The sequence below is a fragment of the Corynebacterium kalidii genome (assembly GCF_022869005.1).
Classification (GTDB): domain Bacteria; phylum Actinomycetota; class Actinomycetes; order Mycobacteriales; family Mycobacteriaceae; genus Corynebacterium; species Corynebacterium kalidii.
Map to the genome: position 1 here is coordinate 471,948 of NZ_JALIEA010000011.1, position 20,776 is coordinate 492,723.

General features: G+C 69.6%; 22 protein-coding genes, 1 tRNA gene and 1 riboswitch. Of the genes, 17 read left to right on the forward strand and 6 right to left on the reverse strand.

Annotated features, from left to right (window positions below; translation table 11 throughout):
- The first annotated feature begins 140 nt into the window (after window positions 1-140).
- The 8 genes from MUN33_RS05315 to MUN33_RS05350 all read left to right on the forward strand — a co-directional run bounded on the left by MUN33_RS05315 (window position 141) and on the right by MUN33_RS05350 (window position 5,758).
- Window positions 141-812: a metal-dependent transcriptional regulator gene (locus MUN33_RS05315; protein ID WP_244803840.1), complete on the forward strand. Its 672-nt coding sequence runs from the start codon at window positions 141-143 to the stop codon at window positions 810-812.
- On the forward strand, window positions 809-1,510 hold the full coding sequence (locus tag MUN33_RS05320; protein ID WP_244803841.1) for a lysozyme family protein: 702 nt from the start codon (window positions 809-811) through the stop codon (window positions 1,508-1,510). The genes MUN33_RS05315 and MUN33_RS05320 overlap by 4 nt, the downstream gene beginning before the upstream one ends.
- 77 nt (window positions 1,511-1,587) lie before the next feature.
- Window positions 1,588-2,868: a phosphopyruvate hydratase gene (gene eno / locus MUN33_RS05325; protein ID WP_244803842.1), complete on the forward strand. Its 1,281-nt coding sequence runs from the start codon at window positions 1,588-1,590 to the stop codon at window positions 2,866-2,868.
- A gap of 30 nt (window positions 2,869-2,898) precedes the next feature.
- The gene (locus tag MUN33_RS05330; RefSeq protein WP_244803843.1) at window positions 2,899-3,630 is read left to right on the forward strand and encodes an FtsB family cell division protein; all 732 of its coding nucleotides are present in this window, start codon (window positions 2,899-2,901) and stop codon (window positions 3,628-3,630) included.
- Window positions 3,630-4,217: a DUF501 domain-containing protein gene (locus MUN33_RS05335; protein WP_244803844.1), complete on the forward strand. Its 588-nt coding sequence runs from the start codon at window positions 3,630-3,632 to the stop codon at window positions 4,215-4,217. The genes MUN33_RS05330 and MUN33_RS05335 overlap by 1 nt, the downstream gene beginning before the upstream one ends.
- Window positions 4,214-5,173, forward strand: a complete 960-nt coding sequence (locus MUN33_RS05340; protein ID WP_244803845.1) for a Ppx/GppA phosphatase family protein — start codon at window positions 4,214-4,216, stop codon at window positions 5,171-5,173. The genes MUN33_RS05335 and MUN33_RS05340 overlap by 4 nt, the downstream gene beginning before the upstream one ends.
- Window positions 5,174-5,188: 15 nt before the next feature.
- A tRNA-Leu gene (locus MUN33_RS05345) sits at window positions 5,189-5,262 on the forward strand.
- A 169-nt stretch (window positions 5,263-5,431) separates the two neighbouring features.
- Window positions 5,432-5,758 carry a hypothetical protein gene (locus tag MUN33_RS05350; protein WP_244803846.1) on the forward strand — a complete coding sequence of 109 codons (327 nt, stop codon included), beginning with the start codon at window positions 5,432-5,434 and terminating at the stop codon, window positions 5,756-5,758.
- Between the two features lie 579 nt (window positions 5,759-6,337).
- On the opposite strand, the gene MUN33_RS05355 is transcribed toward MUN33_RS05350, so the two are convergent.
- Window positions 6,338-7,489 carry an SPFH domain-containing protein gene (locus tag MUN33_RS05355; protein WP_244803847.1) on the reverse strand — a complete coding sequence of 384 codons (1,152 nt, stop codon included), beginning with the start codon at window positions 7,487-7,489 and terminating at the stop codon, window positions 6,338-6,340.
- A 129-nt stretch (window positions 7,490-7,618) separates the two neighbouring features.
- Here MUN33_RS05355 and MUN33_RS05360 point away from each other — a divergent pair, with 129 nt between their 5' ends.
- From MUN33_RS05360 to MUN33_RS05380, 5 genes are all read left to right on the forward strand, one after another.
- The gene (locus MUN33_RS05360; RefSeq protein ID WP_244803848.1) at window positions 7,619-8,371 is read left to right on the forward strand and encodes a sulfite exporter TauE/SafE family protein; all 753 of its coding nucleotides are present in this window, start codon (window positions 7,619-7,621) and stop codon (window positions 8,369-8,371) included.
- 42 nt (window positions 8,372-8,413) lie between these two features.
- Window positions 8,414-8,525, forward strand: a riboswitch (TPP riboswitch).
- Complete coding sequence (gene thiC / locus MUN33_RS05365; protein ID WP_369414926.1) at window positions 8,524-10,269, forward strand: phosphomethylpyrimidine synthase ThiC; 1,746 nt, start codon at window positions 8,524-8,526, stop codon at window positions 10,267-10,269. It overlaps the preceding riboswitch by 2 nt.
- 16 nt (window positions 10,270-10,285) lie before the next feature.
- Complete coding sequence (locus MUN33_RS05370) at window positions 10,286-10,726, forward strand: VOC family protein (RefSeq protein ID WP_244803849.1); 441 nt, start codon at window positions 10,286-10,288, stop codon at window positions 10,724-10,726.
- Window positions 10,727-10,796: 70 nt separating this feature from the next.
- A complete protein-coding gene (locus tag MUN33_RS05375) occupies window positions 10,797-10,940 on the forward strand; it encodes a hypothetical protein (RefSeq protein ID WP_244803850.1) in 144 nt (47 codons plus the stop codon).
- Between the two features lie 43 nt (window positions 10,941-10,983).
- A complete protein-coding gene (locus tag MUN33_RS05380; protein WP_244803851.1) occupies window positions 10,984-11,913 on the forward strand; it encodes an NADP-dependent oxidoreductase in 930 nt (309 codons plus the stop codon).
- Window positions 11,914-11,929: 16 nt separating this feature from the next.
- On the opposite strand, the gene MUN33_RS05385 is transcribed toward MUN33_RS05380, so the two are convergent.
- A complete protein-coding gene (locus MUN33_RS05385; RefSeq protein ID WP_244803852.1) occupies window positions 11,930-12,280 on the reverse strand; it encodes a Fe-S protein in 351 nt (116 codons plus the stop codon).
- A 209-nt stretch (window positions 12,281-12,489) separates the two neighbouring features.
- On the opposite strand from MUN33_RS05385, the gene MUN33_RS05390 reads away from it, so the two are divergent.
- The 4 genes from MUN33_RS05390 to MUN33_RS05405 are packed head-to-tail and all read left to right on the forward strand — an operon-like array spanning window position 12,490 to window position 16,791.
- Window positions 12,490-13,551, forward strand: a complete 1,062-nt coding sequence (locus MUN33_RS05390; protein WP_244803853.1) for a YdcF family protein — start codon at window positions 12,490-12,492, stop codon at window positions 13,549-13,551.
- Window positions 13,552-13,600: 49 nt separating this feature from the next.
- A complete protein-coding gene (locus MUN33_RS05395; RefSeq protein ID WP_244803854.1) occupies window positions 13,601-14,302 on the forward strand; it encodes an HAD-IA family hydrolase in 702 nt (233 codons plus the stop codon).
- A 1-nt stretch (window position 14,303) separates the two neighbouring features.
- On the forward strand, window positions 14,304-16,004 hold the full coding sequence (ilvD, locus tag MUN33_RS05400; protein ID WP_244803855.1) for a dihydroxy-acid dehydratase: 1,701 nt from the start codon (window positions 14,304-14,306) through the stop codon (window positions 16,002-16,004).
- Between the two features lie 55 nt (window positions 16,005-16,059).
- The gene (locus MUN33_RS05405; protein WP_244803856.1) at window positions 16,060-16,791 is read left to right on the forward strand and encodes a lysophospholipid acyltransferase family protein; all 732 of its coding nucleotides are present in this window, start codon (window positions 16,060-16,062) and stop codon (window positions 16,789-16,791) included.
- Here MUN33_RS05405 and MUN33_RS05410 read toward each other — a convergent pair.
- The 4 genes from MUN33_RS05410 to MUN33_RS05425 all read right to left on the reverse strand — a co-directional run bounded on the left by MUN33_RS05410 (window position 16,776) and on the right by MUN33_RS05425 (window position 20,723).
- The gene (locus tag MUN33_RS05410) at window positions 16,776-17,813 is read right to left on the reverse strand and encodes an ABC transporter substrate-binding protein (protein ID WP_244803857.1); all 1,038 of its coding nucleotides are present in this window, start codon (window positions 17,811-17,813) and stop codon (window positions 16,776-16,778) included. The genes MUN33_RS05405 and MUN33_RS05410 overlap by 16 nt on opposite strands.
- On the reverse strand, window positions 17,810-18,613 hold the full coding sequence (locus tag MUN33_RS05415) for an ABC transporter permease (RefSeq protein WP_244803858.1): 804 nt from the start codon (window positions 18,611-18,613) through the stop codon (window positions 17,810-17,812). The genes MUN33_RS05410 and MUN33_RS05415 overlap by 4 nt, the downstream gene beginning before the upstream one ends.
- Window positions 18,610-19,386 (reverse strand): ATP-binding cassette domain-containing protein, encoded by a 777-nt coding sequence (locus MUN33_RS05420; protein WP_244803859.1) that lies wholly within the window; start codon window positions 19,384-19,386, stop codon window positions 18,610-18,612. The genes MUN33_RS05415 and MUN33_RS05420 overlap by 4 nt, the downstream gene beginning before the upstream one ends.
- Before the next feature lie 170 nt (window positions 19,387-19,556).
- On the reverse strand, window positions 19,557-20,723 hold the full coding sequence (locus MUN33_RS05425) for a calcium:cation antiporter (protein WP_244803860.1): 1,167 nt from the start codon (window positions 20,721-20,723) through the stop codon (window positions 19,557-19,559).
- Between the last annotated feature and the right edge of the window lie 53 nt (window positions 20,724-20,776).

Genomic DNA, 20,776 nt, shown 5'->3' on the forward strand with positions numbered 1-20,776 from the left:
AGCCGGATCACAAGAGTTCTCCACGGTAGATCGGATAAGTTCAATGTGCCGAACTCTATACTTCGATCGTAGTGAACTGCAACGGGGCAGGTCAGTGCACCGCGATGGGGTGGGGCAGGGGGTGCGGTAGACTCTCCGGCATGCATGTCACCGATCTGCCGGACCGGTCGCAGGACTACCTCAAGAAGATCTACGATCTCCAGGAGTGGGACCGCAGCGGCGCGTCCCTCTCCGTCCTTGCCGATGAGCTGGGACAACGTCGTTCCACCGCGTCCGAGGCGGTGAAACGGCTCGTCGCCGACGGACTGGTGGTCCACGCCCCCTACGGGGACATCACCCTCAGCGAGGACGGCCACCGCCTGGCGCTGCAGATGGTCCGCCGCCACCGGCTCATCGAGACCTACCTGCTGCGCGAACTCGACTACGGCGTCGACGAGGTCCACGACGAGGCCGAGGTGCTCGAGCACGCCGTGTCCGACACCTTCGTCGCCCGGATCGACGCCGCCATGGGATACCCCGTCCGGGACCCCCACGGCGACCCCATCCCCGGCCCGGACGGGACGATCACCGTCCCGGACACCGAGCCGCTGTCCGAGGCGACGGTGGGCCAACGTCTGCTCGTCGACCGGATCAGCGACCGCGACGGCGCGCTGCTGCGCTACCTGCAGGACAACGGCATCGTGCCCGGGGTGCACCTCGTCGTCGGCGAACGTCCCTACCCGGACATGGCGGTGGTCACCGTGGAAGGACGCGACGTCCAGCTCACCGTCGCCTCCCTGTCCGCGATCCTCTGCCTCGTGGAGGAGGTGTGACGGAACACCCCCGACCGAGTGGTCGTGCCGGGTGTGCCGGGTGTGGCGGAGTCGTCGGCCTGTTGGCCACCGTCCTGCTCGTCGTCCTCGTCGTCGGGGTGTTCCTGGTCGAGGACCAGGAGCCGGCGGAGGAGCGGGTGCCGGTGCCCGGGGACGTGCCCCCGGCACGCGCGGTCGCCGTGCACGACCTGCCCGCCACCGCCGAGTCGCTGGCGATCCCGGAGAACCATCTCGAGGGCTACGTCAGCGGGGCCAGGACGGTGTCGGCCGAGTTCCCGTCCTGCAACCTCGCCTGGAACACGCTGGCCGGGATCGGGTTCATCGAGTCGCACCACGGTAACTACGGTGTCGACGGGGACAGTGGACTGATCATCGGGCCGCAGCTCGACGGGACCGGCAGCTTCATGGAGGTCCCCGACACCGACGACGGAGAGCTGGACGGCGACACGGAGTACGACCGGGCCGTCGGGCCGATGCAGTTCCTCCCGGAGTCCTGGGGGATCTACGGCGCCGGGGGAGACCCGCACGACATCGGCGACGCCGCGGCGGCGGCCGGGCGTCTGCTCTGCGGAAACGACCGCGACCTCGACACCGCCGAGGGGTGGAGTGCGGCACTGTTCGCCTACAACCGGTCCGAGGAGTACATGGTCTCGGTACGTGACGCCGCGGCGAACTACGCGCTGGGGCAGCCTGCCTGACGGACTTGGTACGGATAGGGCAGAATAGGTGTGACTGATATCCACCGAATTCCCCAGCCGAGGAGGCTGACACCCACATGGCCGAAATCATGCAGATCATCGCCCGCGAAATCCTGGACTCCCGTGGTAACCCGACAGTCGAGGTCGAGGTCGGTCTGGACGACGGCTCCGTCGGCCGCGCCGCCGTGCCTTCCGGCGCCTCCACCGGCGTGCACGAGGCACATGAACTGCGTGACGGTGGTGACCGGTACCTCGGCAAGGGCGTGCTCGAGGCGGTCAGCAACGTCATCGGCGAGATCGACGAGGCCCTCGCCGGCATCGAGGCGGACGACCAGCGGCTGGTCGACCAGGCCATGATCGAGCTGGACGGCACCCCCAACAAGTCCCGTCTCGGCGCCAACGCCATCCTGGGCGTGTCGATGGCGGTGGCCAAGGCGGCCGCCGAGTCCGCCGGCCTGCAGCTGTTCCGCTACGTCGGCGGCCCCAACGGCCACGTGCTGCCCGTGCCGATGATGAACATCCTCAACGGTGGCGCCCACGCGGACTCCGGGGTGGACGTCCAGGAGTTCATGATCGCCCCGATCGGTGCGTCGTCCTTCAGCGAGGCGCTGCGCATCGGTGCCGAGGTCTACCACTCCCTGAAGAAGGTGCTCAAGGACAAGGGCCTGTCCACCGGCCTGGGTGACGAGGGCGGCTTCGCCCCGTCGGTCGACTCCACCCGCGCCGCCCTCGACGTCATCGACGAGGCGATCTCCGCCGCCGGCTACAGCCTCGGCACCGACGTGGCGCTGGCGCTCGACGTCGCCGCCTCCGAGTTCTACGAGGACGGCCACTACAACTTCGAGGGCGGCAAGCGCACCGCCGAGGAGATGGCGAAGGTCTACGCCGAGCTCGTCGAGGAGTACGCCCTGGTCTCCATCGAGGACCCGCTGCACGAGGACGACTGGGAGGGCTGGGCGAAGCTCACCGCCGAGATCGGCGACAAGGTCCAGCTCGTCGGCGACGACCTCTTCGTCACCAACCCCGACCGTCTGCGCCGCGGTATCGACGAGGACGTGGCCAACGCGCTGCTGGTCAAGGTCAACCAGATCGGCACCCTGACCGAGACCTTCGACGCGGTGGCGCTGGCGCACAACAACGGCTACAAGTCCATGATGTCCCACCGCTCCGGCGAGACCGAGGACACCACCATCGCCGACCTGGCCGTGGCACTGAACTGCGGCCAGATCAAGACCGGTGCCCCGGCCCGGTCCGAGCGCGTGGCCAAGTACAACCAGCTGCTGCGCATCGAGAGCTACCTGGAAGGCGCCGCCGTCTACGCCGGTGCCTCCGCCTTCCCGCGGTTCACTGCGAAGTAGTCCCGGGGCAACGGGCTAGAATCGGTCCCCATGGGTACACGCGACCGGAGGGACCGGGAAGACACGAGGCCGTCGGACGAGCGCGACAGCGCACGTACCGACGGCCCCGGTCTGCCACGACCACGGTCGGTGGAGAAGCGTGACCGGCGGCAGCGTCAGGCCCGCGACGCACCGCGCCGGCTGGCGCGCTCCTTCGTCGAACTGCCGAAGAAGATGAACCCGCTCGTCACCGTCGCGGTGATCCTGGTGGTGGCGTTCGTGGCGCTGTCCGTGGCGACGCCGCTGCGCAACTACTTCCAGCAGCGGGCCGAACTCGCCCAGGTCGAGGCCACGATCGAACGCCAGCTGGCCGAACGTGACGACCTCAACGCCGAACTGGACCGGTACAACAGCGAGGCCTACATCCGCGAGCAGGCCCGGACCCGGCTTGGGGTCGTGGAGCCCGGGGAGTCGGCGTTCCGACTGATGGATCCGCGGATCGACACCAGTTCCCCGACGGACCCCGGCATGGAGCACGACGACTCCGAACCCGACCCGTGGTACACCCAGCTGTGGGGGTCGGTCGCCACCCCCGCCGACGAAGACGGTGAGGGCGGTGACGGCCCCGGTGCCGAGCAGGGGCAGGGCGGCGACGGTGACGGCGGTTCCGGTAATCTGCCGATTGACCCCAACCAACCTGAGGAACCCGCCCAGGAAGGTGACCCGGACCTGCAACGGGAACTGCAGGAACAGCAGCAGCAACAACAGCAGGGAGCACAGTAGTGACCGTGAGCGAGACCGACTACGAGACCATGTCCCGCCAGCTCGGACGTAAGATCCGTGGCGCGATCGAGGTCTCCTACCGCACGCCGGACGGCGAGCCGGCGGTGGTCAAGACCGCCCCGCGGCTGCCCGACGGCACGCCGTTCCCCACCCTGTACTACCTCACCGACCCGCGGCTGACGGCCGAGGCGTCGCGCCTGGAGGTCGCCGGGGTGATGCGCACCATGCAGGCCCGCCTGCGGGAGGACGCCGAGCTGGCCGCCGATTACCGCGCCGCCCACGAGCACTACCTCGCCGAACGCGACGCGATCGAGTCCCTGGGCACCGACTTCTCCGGTGGCGGCATGCCGGACCGGGTGAAGTGCCTGCACGTGCTGATCGCCTACGCCCTGGCCGAGGGGCCGTCGCGGGTCCGGCTGGGCACCGAGGCCGTGGCACTGGCTGCCGCACACACCCCGAAGCTGTCTGGTACGGCCATCCCCGCCGACTGGCCCACCCCGGAGGAGCTCGGAACCTCCATCGAGGCGGCCTTCGACGGCCACGTCGACGAAGTGACCTACGACCGCTCCGACGAGGAGGACCAGTGACCGGCACCTACGCCGCCATCGACTGCGGCACGAACTCCATTCGTCTGCTGATCAGCGAGGTCCTGGAGGACGGGACGCTGCGGGAGGTCAACCGGGACAACATCATCGTCCGGCTGGGCCAGGGGGTGGACGCCACCGGGCGTTTCGCCGACGCCGCACTGGACCGGGTCGACGAGGCCCTGGGAATCTACGCCGACCGCATGATCATGAACGGTGTCACCGACGTGATGATGGGGGCGACCTCGGCCACCCGTGACGCGGAGAACCGTGAGGACTTCTTCGCCATCACCCGCCGCCACCTGGGGCGTGTGGCTCCCGGGGTGCAGGCCGAGGTGGTGACCGGTATCCGCGAGGCACAGCTGTCCTTCGCCGGCGCGGTGACCGACCTGGGGCCCACCGACGGGACGATCTGCGTGATCGACCTGGGTGGCGGCTCCACCGAGTTCGTCGTCGGCACCTACGCTGCGGGCAGCGGGCAGGCGTACTCCGCCGACATGGGCTGCGTGCGGCTCACCGAACGGTACCTGCATTCCGTCCCGCCGACCGACGAGGAGATCGCCGAGGCCCGCGGCTACGTCGACGGGCTGATGGCAGCCGTCGAGGAGAACGTGGACCTGGACGCCGTCACCCGGGTGGTCGGCGTGGCCGGCACCGTGACGACCGTCGCGGCGATCCAGAAGGGGCTCACCGAGTACAACCCGGAGAAGACCCACATGTCGGAGATCGACCTGGCGGACTTCCGCTCCACCGCGCGGACCCTGCTGGGCGACACCGTGGAGCGGCGTCGCGGGTACCCGGCGATGCACCCGGGCCGTGCCGACGTGATCGGCGGGGGAGCGATCGTCATCGACGCCTTCGCCACCCGGTTCCTGGACAAGGGGCTGACGACGATCACCGTCAGCGAGAAGGATATCCTGGACGGGATCCTGGCCGAGGTCGTCGAGCGCAACCGCTAGACGGCCAGGCCGTACGCCCCTTTAGCCCAATTGGCAGAGGCAGCCGACTTAAAATCGGCACAGTGTGGGTTCGAGTCCCACAGGGGGCACCGGATGAGCGGGAAGATACGTGTGGTGGCCTGCGGCCGATGGGGTCGACGGGCAGGCTGGATCGCGTTGCGGGGAGGACGAGCCGGTGTCAGACGTCATCATGGAGCACCTTGAGGACTTCGCTGCGATGGACCCGGTCGTGGACTTGGATACGCTGACAGGGGAGGGATGACCGTGCGATTCGCTACCGATGCAGAAGGTCTGCGTGAGTGGTATGACGATGCTGACTACCCTGTTCTCTTTCCGGTACTGACCTACCTCTGGCCCCACCTCGACGAGAAGACGAGGCGCCAGATCATTCGTGATGCTGCCGGCGGCGCGGATGATCCGTGGGCCGGCCTGGACTACGCCCTGTATCAGGCGGCCCACCAGGGAATCCGGGTTCCGGACAGCCTACTGGATCAGCTGGAGGCGCAGCCGTCGGAACTGTTCAACCAGATCAGCATCCCCAAGTCCGTTGCGACTCTGCGCGACATGAACCGGGCGGCCACCTGAGCGGGACGCTCCTTCATGAACACGCCCTCGGATTCGAAGGACTTCTCGGACCCGTCTGCCTGCCAGTCGATCAGGTCGACCAGGTACTCCCCGTGTCGCGGGCACACACCAGCGTGATTGTGCTGGTCAGCGTCGCGCTGTACGGCTGTCTGCGCGGGAGCCCGGGGCGTTGTCGGAATCGGAGTGCTGAAACCGACAATAGCCCGGGCTGTTGTGGAGCTTGCCGGTTGCTCGCCGCCGGGGACCGACGACGGTGCGGTCCGTTCGTGGGATACAGGGGGGCATGCCTGGACTGTCGCCGGCACAGTGTGGGTTGGAGTCACACAGGGGCACGAGGCCTACTCCGCGGCGGTGATCTCGCCGTCAGACAGGCAGTATCTGCGCGGGAGCCCGGGGCGTTGTCGGAATCGGAGTGCTGAAACCGACAATAGCCCGGGCTGTTGTGAAGCTCGCCGGGTGCTCGCCGCCGCGGACCGACAGCAGTGCAGTCCGTTCGTGGGATCCAGGGGAGATACCTGGACTATCGCCGGCACAGTGGGGCTCGAGTCCCCACGGGGCACCACGGTTACTCCGCGGCGCCTACTCTGCGGCGGTGACCTCGCCGTCCCGCGTGCCGGCGGCGGTCTCGCGCAGGGTGGGGATCACCGCGGCGAACTGGCCGAGCAGCTTGGTCAGGTCCTGGCCCTCGCCGACCATTGTCAGGTTCGCGCCGGTGAGGCCCTCGGCCATGGCGGAGAAGATCTCCGGCAGCTGGTCGACGACCTGCTTGTCCAGGATCACGCCGTTGTTGGACGCCACCGCCGCGGCCTCGGTACGCAGCGCGGCGGCCTTCGCCTCGGCGTTGATCCGGGTACGCTCGGCCTCCGCCTCCGCCGGCTTGATGACCTCGGACACCAGCTCTTGCTCGCGCAGTGCGGCCTGCGACTCTGCCAGACGGGCCTGCTCCTCGGCGACCTCACGGTCGGTCTCGGCGCGGCGCCGGGCCAGGGCGGCCTGGGCGGCGATGACCTGCTCCTGGGCCTCGGCCTCGGCGCGCGGGCCCGCGGCGGCGGCCTCGGCCTTGGCGGCGGCGATCTCCTTGGTGTTCTCCGCGACCTTGGTGTCGGTCTCCCGCTGGAAGTCGGACTTGCGGCGCTCGGACTTCTGCTGCTCCTCGGCGATCTCGGCGTCACGCTGGGCCTCGGCCACGGCACGCTCGCGCTGCACGCGTGCCAGCTCCGGTGCGGACAGCGCCTGGATGTAGCCGTTCGGGTCGCTGATCGAGTTGATCTGGAAGCTGTCGATCTGCCAGCCGAAGCGCAGCATGCGCGGCTCGGCGTTGGACAGCACCTGGCTGGCCAGCGCCGTGCGGTCGGAGATCATCTCCTCCACGGTGAGCTGGCCGATCATCGCGCGGGTCTCGCCGGAGAAGATGTCCTGGGCGGTGGAGACGATCTGCCCCTGGTCGACCCCCAGGAACCGGTTGGCGGCCTCGACGACACTGTTCTTGTCCGGGGTCACGGAGAACACCACGGATGCCTCGACGTCCACGTCGACGTTCTGCTTCGACTGCGCACGCACCGCGATGTTCACCGTGTTGGCGCCGATGTGGAAACGCTGGACGCGGTGCAGGACCGGGACGGACCAGGCCCCGCCCCCGATCACCACACGGTAGGGGTTGTTGGGCTGCCGGGCGATCATCCCGCCGGTGATCAGCAGGGCCTCGGTGGGTTTCGGGACGTCGTAGAGCATTCGGGTTCCTTCTGTCGCGGCATCGGGAGTGCTGGAGGACACTTAGTTCACCCTGAGCATATCGCAGTGACGTGGTAGCCACAGCCCGGTGGGTCCAGTCGCTGTGCACGGTGTTTAAGCTCGACGGTTGTGTCCACCGTCGCGATAGTCCTGGTCCTCTCCGTCCTCGTCGGAGCGGTGCTCCAACGTATCACCGGCATGGGAGTCGGCCTTGTCGCCGGCCCTGTGCTGTCCGTGGCGCTCGGCCCGGCCGCAGGGGTGACCGTGGTCAACGGCCTGTCTGCCGTCAACGCGGTGAACAACGCCTGGTCGGTCCGGCACAGGACGGACTGGCGCCGCTTCGGCTTCCTCGCCGGGGGTCTGGTGCTGGGATCCCTGCCGGCGGTGGGTGTGGTGATGCTGATCGACGGCCCGTGGCTGCTGGTCACCGTCGGTCTGCTCGTCCTCGCCGCGCTGGGTGTCACCCTCTTCCAGCCGGAGACCCCCAGGCTGTCGGAGCGTTCCGTCGTACCCATGGTGCTGGCCGGTGCCGCCGGCGGGTTCATGAGCACGGTGGCCGGTATCGCCGCGCCGGCGTTCACGGTCTACGCCCGGCTGACCGGGTGGGACTACCGCGACTTCGTCGCCACCCTGCACCCGGTGATCATGGTCGCCAACCTGGTGTCCTTCGGCCTGAAGATCGTGTTCTTCGGCGGGGTCGACGTCGGCGGCCTCCCGGTCTGGCTGTGGTTGCTCGCCGTGGCGGCGATCTTCGTCGGCGCGTGGTTCGGCGACCGTCTGTACGACCGCCTCTCCAGCGAGGGGACGAGGAAGATCGCCACACTGCTGGCCTTCGCCGGTGCGGTGACGCTGGTCGTCAACGGTGTGGTGGGCATGGTCTGAGCCGGAGGCGTTGCCACGGCCACCCGGCCGTGATATCAATGGATCCGTCCACACGGGTGCCCCCTGCAGAGGGGCTGAGACCGGGCTGTGATCGTCCGGGACCGTCGAACCTGATCCGGTTGACACCGGCGTAGGAAGTGAGGAGCGTAGCTGTGTCTACACCTGCCCAGCAGCATCCGGCCCACCGTCTCGGGTGGATCGAGGACCGGGGGATCCGGGTCCCGGTCACCGAGATCCACCAGGAGGCCTCCCCGGACGGGACCCCCAACGAACCACTGCAGGTCTACCGCACCGCCGGGCCGGGCAGCGTCCCGGAGGAGGGGCTGGAACCCTGGCGCGACGACTGGATCCGCGCCCGCGGCGACTCCGGCACCCACCGCGCCCGCGGGCACCGCCTGGCCGACGACGGCCGTGCCGCCGTCCGACGCGGCGGCCCGTCGCAACAGTGGCGGGGACGCCGGCCCGAACCCCGACGCGCGCTCCCGGGGCGCACGGTGACCCAGATGCACTACGCCCGGCAGGGGACCGTCACCCCCGAGATGCGTTTCGTCGCGCTGCGGGAGAACTGCGACGTGGAACTGGTGCGCAGTGAACTCGCCGCCGGCCGCGCGATCATCCCGCTGAACATCAACCACCCGGAGTCCGAGCCGATGATCATCGGACGCAGATTCCTGGTGAAGGTCAACGCCAACATCGGCAACTCCGCCGTGACCAGCTCCATCAGCGAGGAAGTGGCGAAACTGGAGTGGGCCGCCACCTGGGGTGCGGACACGCTGATGGACCTGTCCACCGGCAACGACATCCACACCACCCGCGAATGGATCATCCGCAACTCGCCGATTCCCGTCGGCACGGTGCCGATCTACCAGGCGCTGGAGAAGGTCGACGGCAACGCCGAGGACCTCAGCTGGGAGGTGTACCGGGACACGGTGATCGAACAGTGTGAACAGGGCGTGGACTACATGACCGTGCACGCCGGGGTGCTGCTGCGCTACATCCCGCTGACCGCCGGCCGGGTCACCGGCATGGTGTCGCGCGGGGGTTCGATCATGGCCGGCTGGTGCCTGGCACACCACCGGGAGAACTTCCTCTACACCCACTTCGACGAGCTCTGCGAGATCTTCGCCTCCTACGACGTGGCGTTCTCCCTCGGTGACGGTCTACGTCCGGGGTCGATCGCCGACGCCAACGACGCCGCCCAGTTCGCCGAACTCGACACCCTGGCCGAACTGACCCACCGCGCCTGGGAGCACGACGTCCAGGTGATGGTGGAGGGACCCGGCCACATCCCGCTGGACAAGGTGCGGGAGAACGTCGAGCGGCAGCAGGAGCTGTGCTCCGGCGCGCCGTTCTACACCCTGGGACCGCTGGTCACCGACATCGCCCCGGGCTACGACCACATCACCTCCGCCATCGGGGCGACCGAGATCGCCCGCCACGGCACCGCGATGCTCTGCTACGTCACACCCAAGGAACACCTCGGCCTGCCGAACCGTGACGACGTGAAGACCGGCGTGATCACCTACAAGATCGCCGCGCACGCCGCCGACGTCGCCAAGGGGCACCCCGGAGCGTCCGCCCGCGACGACGCGCTGTCGAAGGCCCGCTTCGAGTTCCGCTGGCGTGACCAGTTCGCCCTGGGACTGGACCCGGTCACCGCGCAGGAGTACCACGACGAGACCCTGCCCGCCGAGCCGGCGAAGACCGCCCACTTCTGCTCGATGTGCGGACCGAAGTTCTGCTCCATGCGTATATCCCAGGACATCCGCGACACCTACGGCAGCGCCGAGGCGCAGGAGGCCATCGCCGGGATGCGGCGCAAGAGCGAGGAGTTCCTCGCCGCCGGTGGCCAGGTGTACCTCCCGCACCCGACCATGGGCCCGTCCGGTCAGCCGTAGGCCTACTCTCGGTGGCATGGCACTGCAACGTATGGACCATGTCACCGTCGTCGTCCGGGACCTTGACGCGGCCGTCGACTTCTTCCGGGAGCTCGGGATGGAGGTCGACGGCACCACGCAGGTCCAGGGGGAATGGGTCGACCGGATCTGCGGCATCGACGGGGTGACCGCCGACATCACGATGCTGCACACCCCCGACGGCCACGGGCGCATCGAGCTGACCAGGTACGTCCGCCCGGAACCGGACCTCGGCGACCGCGCACCGGAGCCGGTGGAGACACCGGGGCTGCGCCAGGTCATGTTCGCCGTCGACGACCTGGACGGCACCGTCGCCCGGCTCCAGGGGCGCGGGGCCGGGCTGGTCGGGGAGATCGTCCGCTACGAGGACGTCTACCGGCTGTGCTACCTGCGCGGCCCCGAGGGGATCATCGTCGCGCTCGCTGAGGAACTGCGCTGAGGAACCGCGCTGAGAGGCGTACCCTCGGGACGGCAAGCTCGAACCAGACACCATGGACGTGGAGGTAACGATGAGCGACGACAAGAAGAAGATCGCCGACGACGAGTCGGAGCGGCCCGGCTCCGGCCAGGAGAGCCCCGAGGCCGCCGACCGACGTGTCGACCAGTGGGAGGAGGAGTCCTTCCCCGGCAGTGACCCGCCCGGCCACTACTGACCGGCGTCGGAATACCCGGGTCCGCGGAGGCGTTGTCCGACACATGCGTGCGATGACTTACCCGGAGTACGGGACCCCCGACACCCTGCAGCTCGACGACGTCCCGGTGCCGAAGGTCGGCCCGGGCACCGTCCTGATCCGTGTGGAACGGGCCGCGGTGAACCCGGTGGACTGGAAGGTGATGGCCGGCGGGCTGGACATGATGCTCGACGCCGTCTTCCCGGTGATCCCCGGTTGGGACGTCGCCGGAACGGTGGAGGCCACCGGACCGGACACCCCGGAGTTCCGGGTGGGGGACCGCGTCGCCGCCTACGCCCGTAAGGAGGTCGTCCACGGCGGCACCTACGCCGAGTACGTGGCCGTGCCCGCGGAGTCGGCGGCGATCGTCCCCGACGAGGTGGACATGGACACCGCCGCCAGCCTGCCGCTGGCGGGCGGGACGGCCCTACGCGCCCTGGAGATGGTGGAGCTGAAGCAGGACGACACGCTGCTGATCCACGGGGCGTCCGGCGGCGTCGGCCACATCGCCGCCCAACTCGCCGTCGACTACGGCGTGAGCGTCATCGGCACTGCGTCGCCGGGGAACCACGACCGGCTCCGGGAGATGGGCGTGACACCGGTGGCCTACGGCGAGGGGCTCGAGGACCGGGTACGCAGCATCGCGCCGGGTGGGGTCACCGCGGTCGTCGACTTCGTCGGCGGTGTGGTGGACCAGAGCCTGGCCCTGCTGGGTGAGACCGGTGGCAGCCGCATGGTCTCGATCGCGGACGACACGGTCGAGGACCACGGCGGACGGTGGGTGTGGGTGCGTCCGGACGGTGGGCGGCTGCACTGCCTGCTGGAGAAGGTCGTCGAGGGAGCGGTGTCGGTGCACATCGACCGCGTGTTCCCTCTGGAGGGGGCCGCGGAAGCCCTGGAGATCTCGAAGGCGGGGGAGGCCAACGGAAAGCTCGTCATCGACGCGACCCGCTGACGTCCGTCGGAGGCTCCTAGACCAGCACGGCGATGGTCGCGTTGGCCAGGGTCAGCAGGCCGGCGGCCCAGAACAGGGCCGGGGGAACCGCGCCCTCACGCTTCTGCTTTGCGGCGCCGATACCGAGTACGGCGCCGATGACCACGAGCACGACGAGCTTGATGCCGATTTTCATGTGGTTCAGGTCTCCGTCCATGCCCCAGGGGGCGGCGAGTGCCAGTCCGGAGACGAGTGCGACGGTGAGGCCGATGTGCATGGCGGAGGTGATGCGGATCCGCCGGGCCAGGGCTTCGACGGCCCAGGAGCCGAAGAGGAGGGCGAAGCCGGTGAGGTGCAGCACGATGACGATGTCGCGCAGGAGTTCCATGGGGTAGTCAGTCCTGTCAGTCGGTCGAGGTGGAGGGGGCTCGTCGGGCATCCTCAGGCTAACAGGGGGGCCGGTGATGAACGTAATTCACCACCGGTCGTCCCGTCCCTCCGGATACGACCGGGGTATGACGCCGATAGCTCGGGCGCCACGCTAGTTCAGCCTCTGGGACGATGACCGTGCGGCCGCTACCGGGGAGAGTGACTGGTATGCACACCGCCACCGCCGTCCCGCTCATCATCCTCGCTGTCACCGTCGCAGCGACCGTCTGGCGGATACGCAGGCATCCCCGACGCCCGTCCAACGGGTTCTGGCTGCTGGCCTCCGCCGGGGCGCTCTGGTACGCGACACTGGCACTGACCTCCGCACTGCTGCCGGTGCACGCGGTGTCGGTGCCGGCCCTGATCGGCACGGCACCGTTGCTGGCCGGCCCCGTCATCGTGGTCGTCACGGGCGTGGCACTCATCGCGAACACCGGTGTGGTGGTGCGTCGGGAGGGGCTGCGGCTGGCGACGCTGACACCGGCCGTCATCGGCGTGGCCCTGGTCGCGACGGTGGTCGTCGCGGCGGTCGCGGTGTACCTCGTGGCCAATGACCTGACGGTGCTGTCGTGGCCGGCGCGTGCGGCGTGGAACATCGCCGTCCTGGCCCTGATCCCCGGCGGCATGCTGATCGTCGAGCTCGTGGCGTACACGGTCTACGCGGTGGTGTACCGGTGGATCCCGCACCAGGGTGACGAGGAGGTGATCGTCGTCCTCGGGTGCGGCCTGGTGGACGGTGAGGTGTCGCCCCTGCTGGCGGCCAGGGTCGACAGCGCCGTGGCGGAGTACCGGGCGAGGGTCGGGGCAGGGGACTCCCCGCTGATGGTCATGTCCGGCGGCCAGGGCCCCGACGAGGACCGGTCCGAGGCGGCGGCCATGGCCGACTACGCGCGGCGACGCGGGGTCCCCGCGGACAGGATCCTCGTCGAGGACCGGTCGACGAACACCGAGGAGAACCTGCGCTTCACCGGCGAGCTGCTCGAGGACGCCGGCTACAGCGACCCGAGCCTGCTGGTGGTGACCAACAACTTCCACGTCCTGCGGTCGGTGGCGCTGTCGCGCCGGTTGCGCTCGCGGGTCTCGGCGCTGGGCGCACCGACCCCCTGGTACTACCTGCCGTCGGCGTTCCTCCGCGAGTTCGCCGCCCTGGTCGTGCACTACCGGTGGGCGAATGTCGTCGTCTGGCTCGTCCTCACCGCGGTCTGGGCGGTCCCGTTGGTCGTCATGTGATCCGTAGACTCGACAGGGCGTACACACACCGGCGAGGTGAGGAGCCTTGATGAGTACAGAGCCCACGTCCTCCACGTTCACCGTGGCGGCGATCCTTTTCGACATCGACGGCACCCTGGTGGACTCCACGCCCGCCGTCAACCGGGCCTGGCGGTCCTGGGCCGCCCGCCACGGTATCGACGCCGACGCCGTCCTCGCCGTCTGTCACGGCCGTCGCTCCGCCGACACGATCGCGGAGTTCCTCCCGGCGGAGGACGTCGCCGCCGAGGCAGAGGAACTCGAGCGGGTCGAGGCCGCCGACGTCGACGGCGTCGTCGCACTCCCCGGCGCCGCCGAACTCCTCGCCGCGCTCCCGGAGTCGGCCTGGGCCGCGGTGACGTCCGGGTCCCGGGCGCTGATGCGTGCGCGCCTGGCCGCCGCGGGGCTCCCCGTCCCGGAGGTCCTCGTCGCCGCGGAGGACGTCACCGAGGGCAAACCCGATCCGCAGGGGTACCGTGCCGCGGCCCGGCGGCTGGGCGTGGACCCGGCGGACTGCCTCGTCCTCGAGGACGCGCCAGCCGGGCTGGGGGCGGGACGGGCCGCCGGGGGACGGGTGCTGGCGGTCGCGACGTCCCACCCACGTGCGCAGCTGGAGGCCCTGGACGGGGAGATGGCCGCCGACGCCGTCCTCGACGGGCTCACCGACCTCACCGTGGAGGTACGGGGTGACCGGCTCGCGGTCACCGTCGCCGGTGTTCCTCTAGAATCGTGACATGGAACACGACGTGGACATCAAACCCCGCTCGCGGGACGTCACCGACGGGCTGGAGAAGACAGCCGCCCGCGGCATGCTCCGGGCGGTCGGCATGGGTGACGGGGACTGGGACAAACCCCAGATCGGCGTCGCCAGTTCGTGGAACGAGATCACCCCGTGCAACCTCACGCTGAAGAAGCTCGCCGGCTTCGCCAAGGAGGGGGTGCACGCCGCCGGCGGGTACCCGCTGGAGTTCGGGACGATCTCGGTGTCCGACGGGATCTCCATGGGGCACGAGGGGATGCACTACTCGCTGGTGTCCCGTGAGGTGATCACGGACTCGGTGGAGACGGTGATGTCCGCCGAGCGGCTGGACGGCTCCGTCGTCATGGCCGGCTGCGACAAGTCCATCCCCGGCATGCTCATGTCCGCCGCGCGGCTGGACCTGGCCTCGGTGTTCCTCTACAACGGGTCGACGATGCCGGGGCAGGCCCGGCTGTCCGACGGCACGGAGAAGGAGGTCACGCTCATCGACGCCTTCGAGGCGGTGGGGGCGTGCCGGGCGGGCCGGATGTCCGAGGAGGATGTCGGGGTCATCGAACGTGCCGTCTGCCCCGGCGAGGGGGCGTGCGGCGGCATGTACACCGCGAACACCATGGCCTCGGCGGCCGAGGCGATGGGGATGAGCCTGCCCGGGTCCGCCGCGCCACCGGCGATCCACCGTAACCGCACCGAGTACGCCCGCCGCTCCGGCGAGGCGGTCGTCGGACTGCTGCGTCAGGGGATCACCGCCCGCGACATCATCACCCGGGAGTCGCTGCTCAACGCCGTCGCCGTGGTCATGGCGCTCGGCGGGTCGACCAACGCCGTGCTGCACCTGCTGGCCATCGCCCACGAGGCCGGGGAGGACCTGACCCTGCAGGACTTCAACGACGTCGGCGACCGAGTCCCGCACTTCGGTGACCTGAAGCCCTTCGGCCGGTACGTGATGAACGACGTCTTCACCGTCGGCGGGATCCCGGTGGTCATGCGTGCCCTGCTGGACGCCGGACTCATCGACGGCAGCTGCATGACGGTGACCGGGAGGACCGTGGCGGAGAACCTCGCCGAGATCAACCCGCCGGACCCGGACGGGAAGATCCTGCGCCGCATGGACGAACCGCTGCACGCCACCGGTGGTCTCAGCATCCTCACGGGGTCCCTGGCGCCGGACGGGGCGGTGGTGAAGACCGCCGGGTTCGACGCCGAGGTGTTCGAGGGCACCGCACGGGTGTTCAACCAGGAGGGCCCCGCGATGGACGCCGTGCTCAACGGGGAACTGCAGAAGGGTGACGTGGTCGTCATCCGCTACGAGGGGCCCAAGGGAGGGCCCGGGATGCGCGAGATGCTGGCGATCACCGGCGCCATCAAGGGCGCGGGTATCGGCCGGGACGTGCTGCTGATCACCGACGGCAGGTTCTCCGGCGGCTCGACCGGCCTGGTCATCGGCCATGTCGCCCCGGAGGCGGTGGACGGCGGGCCGATCGCGTTCGTGGAGGACGGTGACCCGATCCGGGTGGACATCCCGTCCCGCCGCATCGACCTGCTGGTGGACCCGGAGGTCCTGGCCGAACGCGCGGTGGGCTGGGCCCCGCCGCCGAACCCGCGGCTGCACGGGGTGCTCGCGAAGTACGCCAGGCTGGTGCGGTCGGCCTCGGTGGGCGCGGTGACGACCGGCTGAGAGCCGTCAGCGGTTTCCGGGGACGGCGCCTGTAGCGGACGCTAGGATGTTTCACATGCTGAATGACATGTCCTGGGCTGCGCGCGCCATCACCACCACTCCAGACGGCAGCCGGCCCGCTCCGCGACAACGTCGACGGTCCCTCTACGACGTGCTGAAGAACATCATCCTGTGGATCTTCTACCTGCAGAACATCCGGGTCGAGATCGTCGGGGCGGACAACATCCCGCTCACCGGGGGTGTGGTGCTCGCCCCGAACCACCGGGCCTACTACGACGTCATCCCGGTCAGCTGCCCGCTCCAGCTCCGTGGCGACCGTAAACCGCGGTACATGCTGAAGAAGGAGGCGTTCGCCACCCGGTGGATCACGAAGTTGTTCGTGGAACTGGGCGGCATCGCCGTCGACCGCACCCCGGGCCGGGGCCAGGAGTCGTTCTCCGCGGCGGTGGAGGCCCTGCAGGACGGGGAGGTCGTCGCCGTCTTCCCCCAGGGGACCATCCGGCACGACCGGGAGGTCGGCGCGCTGAAGTCGGGTGCGGTACGCATGGCGGCGCAGTCCGGCGCGGTGATCGTCCCGGTCGGGTGCGCGGGGACGCAGAAGCTCTGGACGAAGGGTGAACGCCCAAGGCTCTGGGGCCGGCGGGTGACCGTGCAGGTCGTCGTCGGTGAGCCGGTGCGCGTCGCACCCGACGCCGACGTGGCCGCGGTGACCGCCGACCTGCAGTCCCGGATGCAGGAGGTCAAGGATCGTGCTGACCGGGCTGACCGGGACTACTCCGGCAGGTAGTCGTTGGTGGTGGCGTCGGCACCGTCGACCGCGGTGTCGGCGCCGGACGTGTCGTCGAGGAGCCCGTTCTCCCGCATCCAGTCGGCGTAGTCCGACCACGCCTGCGGGTTCTGCACCCCGAAGGTGGTGTCCCCGTCGCTGTTGCCCTTCCGCAGGATCGCGATCGTCGCGTCCACCATCGCCGCGAGCAGGTCCGGGTCGTAGGCACCCGCGGTATCGGGGGTGAGGGCCTCGACGGCCAGGTCGGCGTCCTGCAGTGCGGCGTCGTGTCCCTCGGCGGTGGCGGCGAGGAAGTCGCGGACACGGCCGGCGTAGGCGTCGTCCTCGGCCAACCGGGTCGGGTTGGCGATGACCACCAGCTCCGCCGACGACGGCACCCCCATCTCCGCGGCGGTGAGGGTGGTGATGTCGGTGCGTTCGGCCAGCTCCACGCCCTCGATGTTGGGGTAGGCGCCGAAGATCGCGTCGACCCGGTCACCGAGCAGCGCCTGGTTCAGGTTCTGCTGCACATTCGGCATGGTGACCGACGCCGGGTCCACACCGGCCTTCTGCGCGATGTAGCGCAACGTGACCTCCTGGGATGGCAGCCCCGAGATCGCCACGGACTTCCCGCCGAGGTCACCGGGACCGGTGATCCCCGAGTCCGCCTTGGTGATCAGCGAGTTCAACGGTGTCGGGACGAGCGCCCCCACGTTGACCACGTCCAGCCCCTGGGCCCGGGCCAGGATCGTGTCGGCCTCGTAGCTGACCGCCAGGTCCGAGCGTCCCAAAGAGACGTCCTTGGCGGCGTCGGCGGTGTTGCCGGGCAGCAGGAACTCCACGTCCAACCCACGGTCGTCGTAGGCGCCGGTGTGCTTGGCCGTGTACAGCGCCAGGTGGTCGGGGTTCGGGTTCCAGTCCAGCAGGACGCGGGTGTGCCGGGTGTCATCCGGCGCAGCCCCGTCGGAGCCGCCGCACGCCGCGAGGGAGAACGCGGCGGCGACGGTGACGAGCACGGTGGCGGTACGGGTCAGGAGTGTCATCGGGGACCTTTCGGGGAATGCGGACGGGAGGAGTCGGACACCCACGGGCAGCAGAGCCGCTCCAGGGCGGTGGCCAGGATCAGCAGGGAGGCGGACATGCCGGTGAGCACCACGACGAGGGCGAAGACGAAGTCCGTCTGCAACCGGGGGATCGCCTGGAGCAGGAGGTAACCCACCCCGTCGGTGGAGCCGGTGTACTCCGAGAACACCGCCGCGACCGGGGCGTAGGTCACCGCGACGCGGAGCCCGGAGAACCCGGCCGGCAGGGCGGCGGGGAACCGCAGACGCCAGAACACCGAATGCCGGGTGCCGTGGAGGCTGCGCATCGTGTCCACCAGTCTCCGGTCCACGCCACGGGCGGCGGAGAGCATGGTCATCGCGACCGGGAAGAAACACACCAGGGCCACCACGATCACCTTGGGTGCCATCCCGTAGCCCAGGGCGATGGTCAGGATCGGGCCGAGGACGATCGTGGGGACCGCCTGGGACGCCACCAGCAACGGGGTCACGGCCCGACCGAGCAGCGGAACGTAGCCCACGGCCACGGTGACGGCCACGGCGACCACCACCCCGCACAACACGCCCAGCAGCGTCTCGGACAGCGTCAGCCAGGTGGCCGAGGACAGGCGCACCGACCAGTTGTCGCGCAGCGCGTCGGCGACCGCACCCGGCGAGGGCAGCACGTAGTCCTCCACCCGGCCCCCGGAGCTGACGGCCACCCAGAGCACCGCGACGAGAACCACGGTGACCAGGGGAGGGAGGACGGTACACAGGACGGTACGGGGGACACGGGTACTCACCGGTCACCTCCGGCGAGCTCGCGCAGCAGCGCGGAACGGTCCGCCGCGAACCCCGGATCGGCCAGCACGTCCTCCCGAGCGCGACCCGCACGCCGGTCGAACCACCCCGGCCACGTCCGCCGCACCCGGCCGTCCGCCAGGAGGACGACCCGGTGGGACAACAGCAGGGCCTCGTCCACGTCGTGGGTCACCATGACCATCGTCGTGGCCTGCGGTTCCGGAGCCGTCAACATACCGTGCAACCAGTCCTGGATCTCCGCGCGGGTGATCGCGTCCAACGCGCCCAGCGGCTCATCGGCGAGCAGGACCGGCTTGTCGGCCAGCAGTGCACGCGCCAACGCGGCACGCTGACGCATACCACCACTGAGCTGGTCAGGCCGCTGGAGACCGTGGTGCTGCAGACCACACCACGCCAGTGCCTCGGCCGTCCGGGCCCGGGCGGCACGCCGCCGCACCCCGGCGTTGCGCAACGGGACGGCGACATTGTCACGGACACTGAACCACGGCAGCAGGCTGTCACCCTGGGGCATCAGGGCACAGTGGGAGAGTCTGGCGCGGCCGTCGGAGTCGCCGTGGACGACGACGGTGCCACGCGCCGGGTCGAGGAGGCCGCCGATGAGGTGCAGCAGCGTGGACTTCCCGCACCCGGAACGGCCGATGACGGCGACATGTTCCCCGGGCGGCACGACGAGACCGACGTCCCGCAGGACGGCAGGGGTGTTCGGGTAGGCGACGTCGACATCGTCGACCGCCACCGCCGGCGTGGGCGGCATGGACATTCCTCCGCTCATGTGAATGAGGTCAGGTTCAACGGGTGTGATCTCAGCCCCGGCACCGCGCGCCGGGACACCCCGTGTCTGTGGGTGGTCGGTATTCAGTTGGTCATGTACTTCCGGGAGCCATCATAGGGGATCGGCGTGGCCCCCCCCGGGGTCGGGCGTGCTTACGCGAAGATCGACAACCCGAAGACGAGGAACACCATCAGGTGCGCCGCGCCGTGGAGTGCCGTGACCCGGCGCCCGGTGAACGTCGCCACGGACAGGAGCAGGGTGACGGCGAGCAGGACCAGGTTCGTCGGCGACTCGAAGAGCTCCACACGCTGTCCGGTGACCATCCCGATGGTCAGCACGGCCGGGATCGTCAACCCCACGGTGGAGACCAACGCGCCGTGGCACAGGTTGCTGACCCGTTGGATCTCACCCTGGTGGGCTGCGCGGACGGTGGTGAGTGTCTCCGGGAGGAAGACCACCATGGCGATCAGTACGCCGGAGAGCGCCACCGGGGCGCCCGCGCGTGCCAGGCCGTCGTCGAGCAGGGCGGCCATGTCATGGGACAACAGGACGATAGGCAGCACGGTCAGCAGCAGGATGCCTGAGCGGCCGAGGATCTCGCGGCGGTGCCCGGCGATGACGGCGCGGATGTCGGTGGCGTCGGCGGAGTCGGCGGGGGAGTCGTCCGCGGCGGGCCGCGCGGCGTCGTGCGGGGTGACCTCCCGGAAGTCGTCGCGTTGCGCGCCCGTCTGGCGGTAGAGGAAGAAGATGTAGAGCACCACCGTGAAGACGATGACCGGGATCTCCTGGGCGGTCGTGTACGTCCCGTCGGTGCCGATGAGGCCCGGCATCACCAACGCCATCGTCGTCAGGACGACCAGCACCGCGAGGTAGGCAGACGTCCCCGTCCGGTTCGGCAGCATGCCGCCGTGGCGGAGTCCGCCGACGATGAGCGCCACCCCGATCACCAGGTTCAGGATGATCATCGAGACGGCCATGACGGAGTCGCGCGCGATCGTGGTGTGGTCGCCCGGACCGAGCATGACCGCGGAGATCAGGATGACCTCGATGACCACGATCGACAGGGTGAGTATCAGTGTGCCGTAGGGGTCGCCCAGACGGTGCGCCAGGTGTTCGGCCTGGGCGACCACGCCGAAGGCGCAGACGACGATGACGGCGACGATGACGACGAGGACGCCGGTGAGTACCGGTGTCGGCAGCGGGCCCTCCAGCCAGGGGCCGGCCACGACGGTGGCGAGGAATGTGCCCCACCCGAGGACGAGGCGACCGGTGTCGGCGGGGGAGAAGGTGTCGCGTATGCGGACGGATGCACTGGTCATGACGGTGTACCCGGAGTTTCTGCGGGGTCGTCCCTGCTCAGGTGATTACCGGG

Coding starts and splice junctions, on each gene's coding strand:
- MUN33_RS05315 (WP_244803840.1), top strand. CDS start 141: ATGCATGTCACCGATCTGCCGGACCGGTCGCAGGACTACCTCAAGAAG.
- eno (WP_244803842.1), top strand. CDS start 1,588: ATGGCCGAAATCATGCAGATCATCGCCCGCGAAATCCTGGACTCCCGT.
- MUN33_RS05330 (WP_244803843.1), top strand. CDS start 2,899: ATGGGTACACGCGACCGGAGGGACCGGGAAGACACGAGGCCGTCGGAC.
- MUN33_RS05350 (WP_244803846.1), top strand. CDS start 5,432: ATGACCGTGCGATTCGCTACCGATGCAGAAGGTCTGCGTGAGTGGTAT.
- MUN33_RS05355 (WP_244803847.1), bottom strand. CDS start 7,489: ATGCTCTACGACGTCCCGAAACCCACCGAGGCCCTGCTGATCACCGGC.
- MUN33_RS05370 (WP_244803849.1), top strand. CDS start 10,286: ATGGCACTGCAACGTATGGACCATGTCACCGTCGTCGTCCGGGACCTT.
- MUN33_RS05375 (WP_244803850.1), top strand. CDS start 10,797: ATGAGCGACGACAAGAAGAAGATCGCCGACGACGAGTCGGAGCGGCCC.
- MUN33_RS05380 (WP_244803851.1), top strand. CDS start 10,984: ATGCGTGCGATGACTTACCCGGAGTACGGGACCCCCGACACCCTGCAG.
- MUN33_RS05385 (WP_244803852.1), bottom strand. CDS start 12,280: ATGGAACTCCTGCGCGACATCGTCATCGTGCTGCACCTCACCGGCTTC.
- MUN33_RS05390 (WP_244803853.1), top strand. CDS start 12,490: ATGCACACCGCCACCGCCGTCCCGCTCATCATCCTCGCTGTCACCGTC.
- MUN33_RS05395 (WP_244803854.1), top strand. CDS start 13,601: ATGAGTACAGAGCCCACGTCCTCCACGTTCACCGTGGCGGCGATCCTT.
- ilvD (WP_244803855.1), top strand. CDS start 14,304: ATGGAACACGACGTGGACATCAAACCCCGCTCGCGGGACGTCACCGAC.
- MUN33_RS05405 (WP_244803856.1), top strand. CDS start 16,060: ATGCTGAATGACATGTCCTGGGCTGCGCGCGCCATCACCACCACTCCA.
- MUN33_RS05410 (WP_244803857.1), bottom strand. CDS start 17,813: ATGACACTCCTGACCCGTACCGCCACCGTGCTCGTCACCGTCGCCGCC.
- MUN33_RS05420 (WP_244803859.1), bottom strand. CDS start 19,386: ATGCCGCCCACGCCGGCGGTGGCGGTCGACGATGTCGACGTCGCCTAC.
- MUN33_RS05425 (WP_244803860.1), bottom strand. CDS start 20,723: ATGACCAGTGCATCCGTCCGCATACGCGACACCTTCTCCCCCGCCGAC.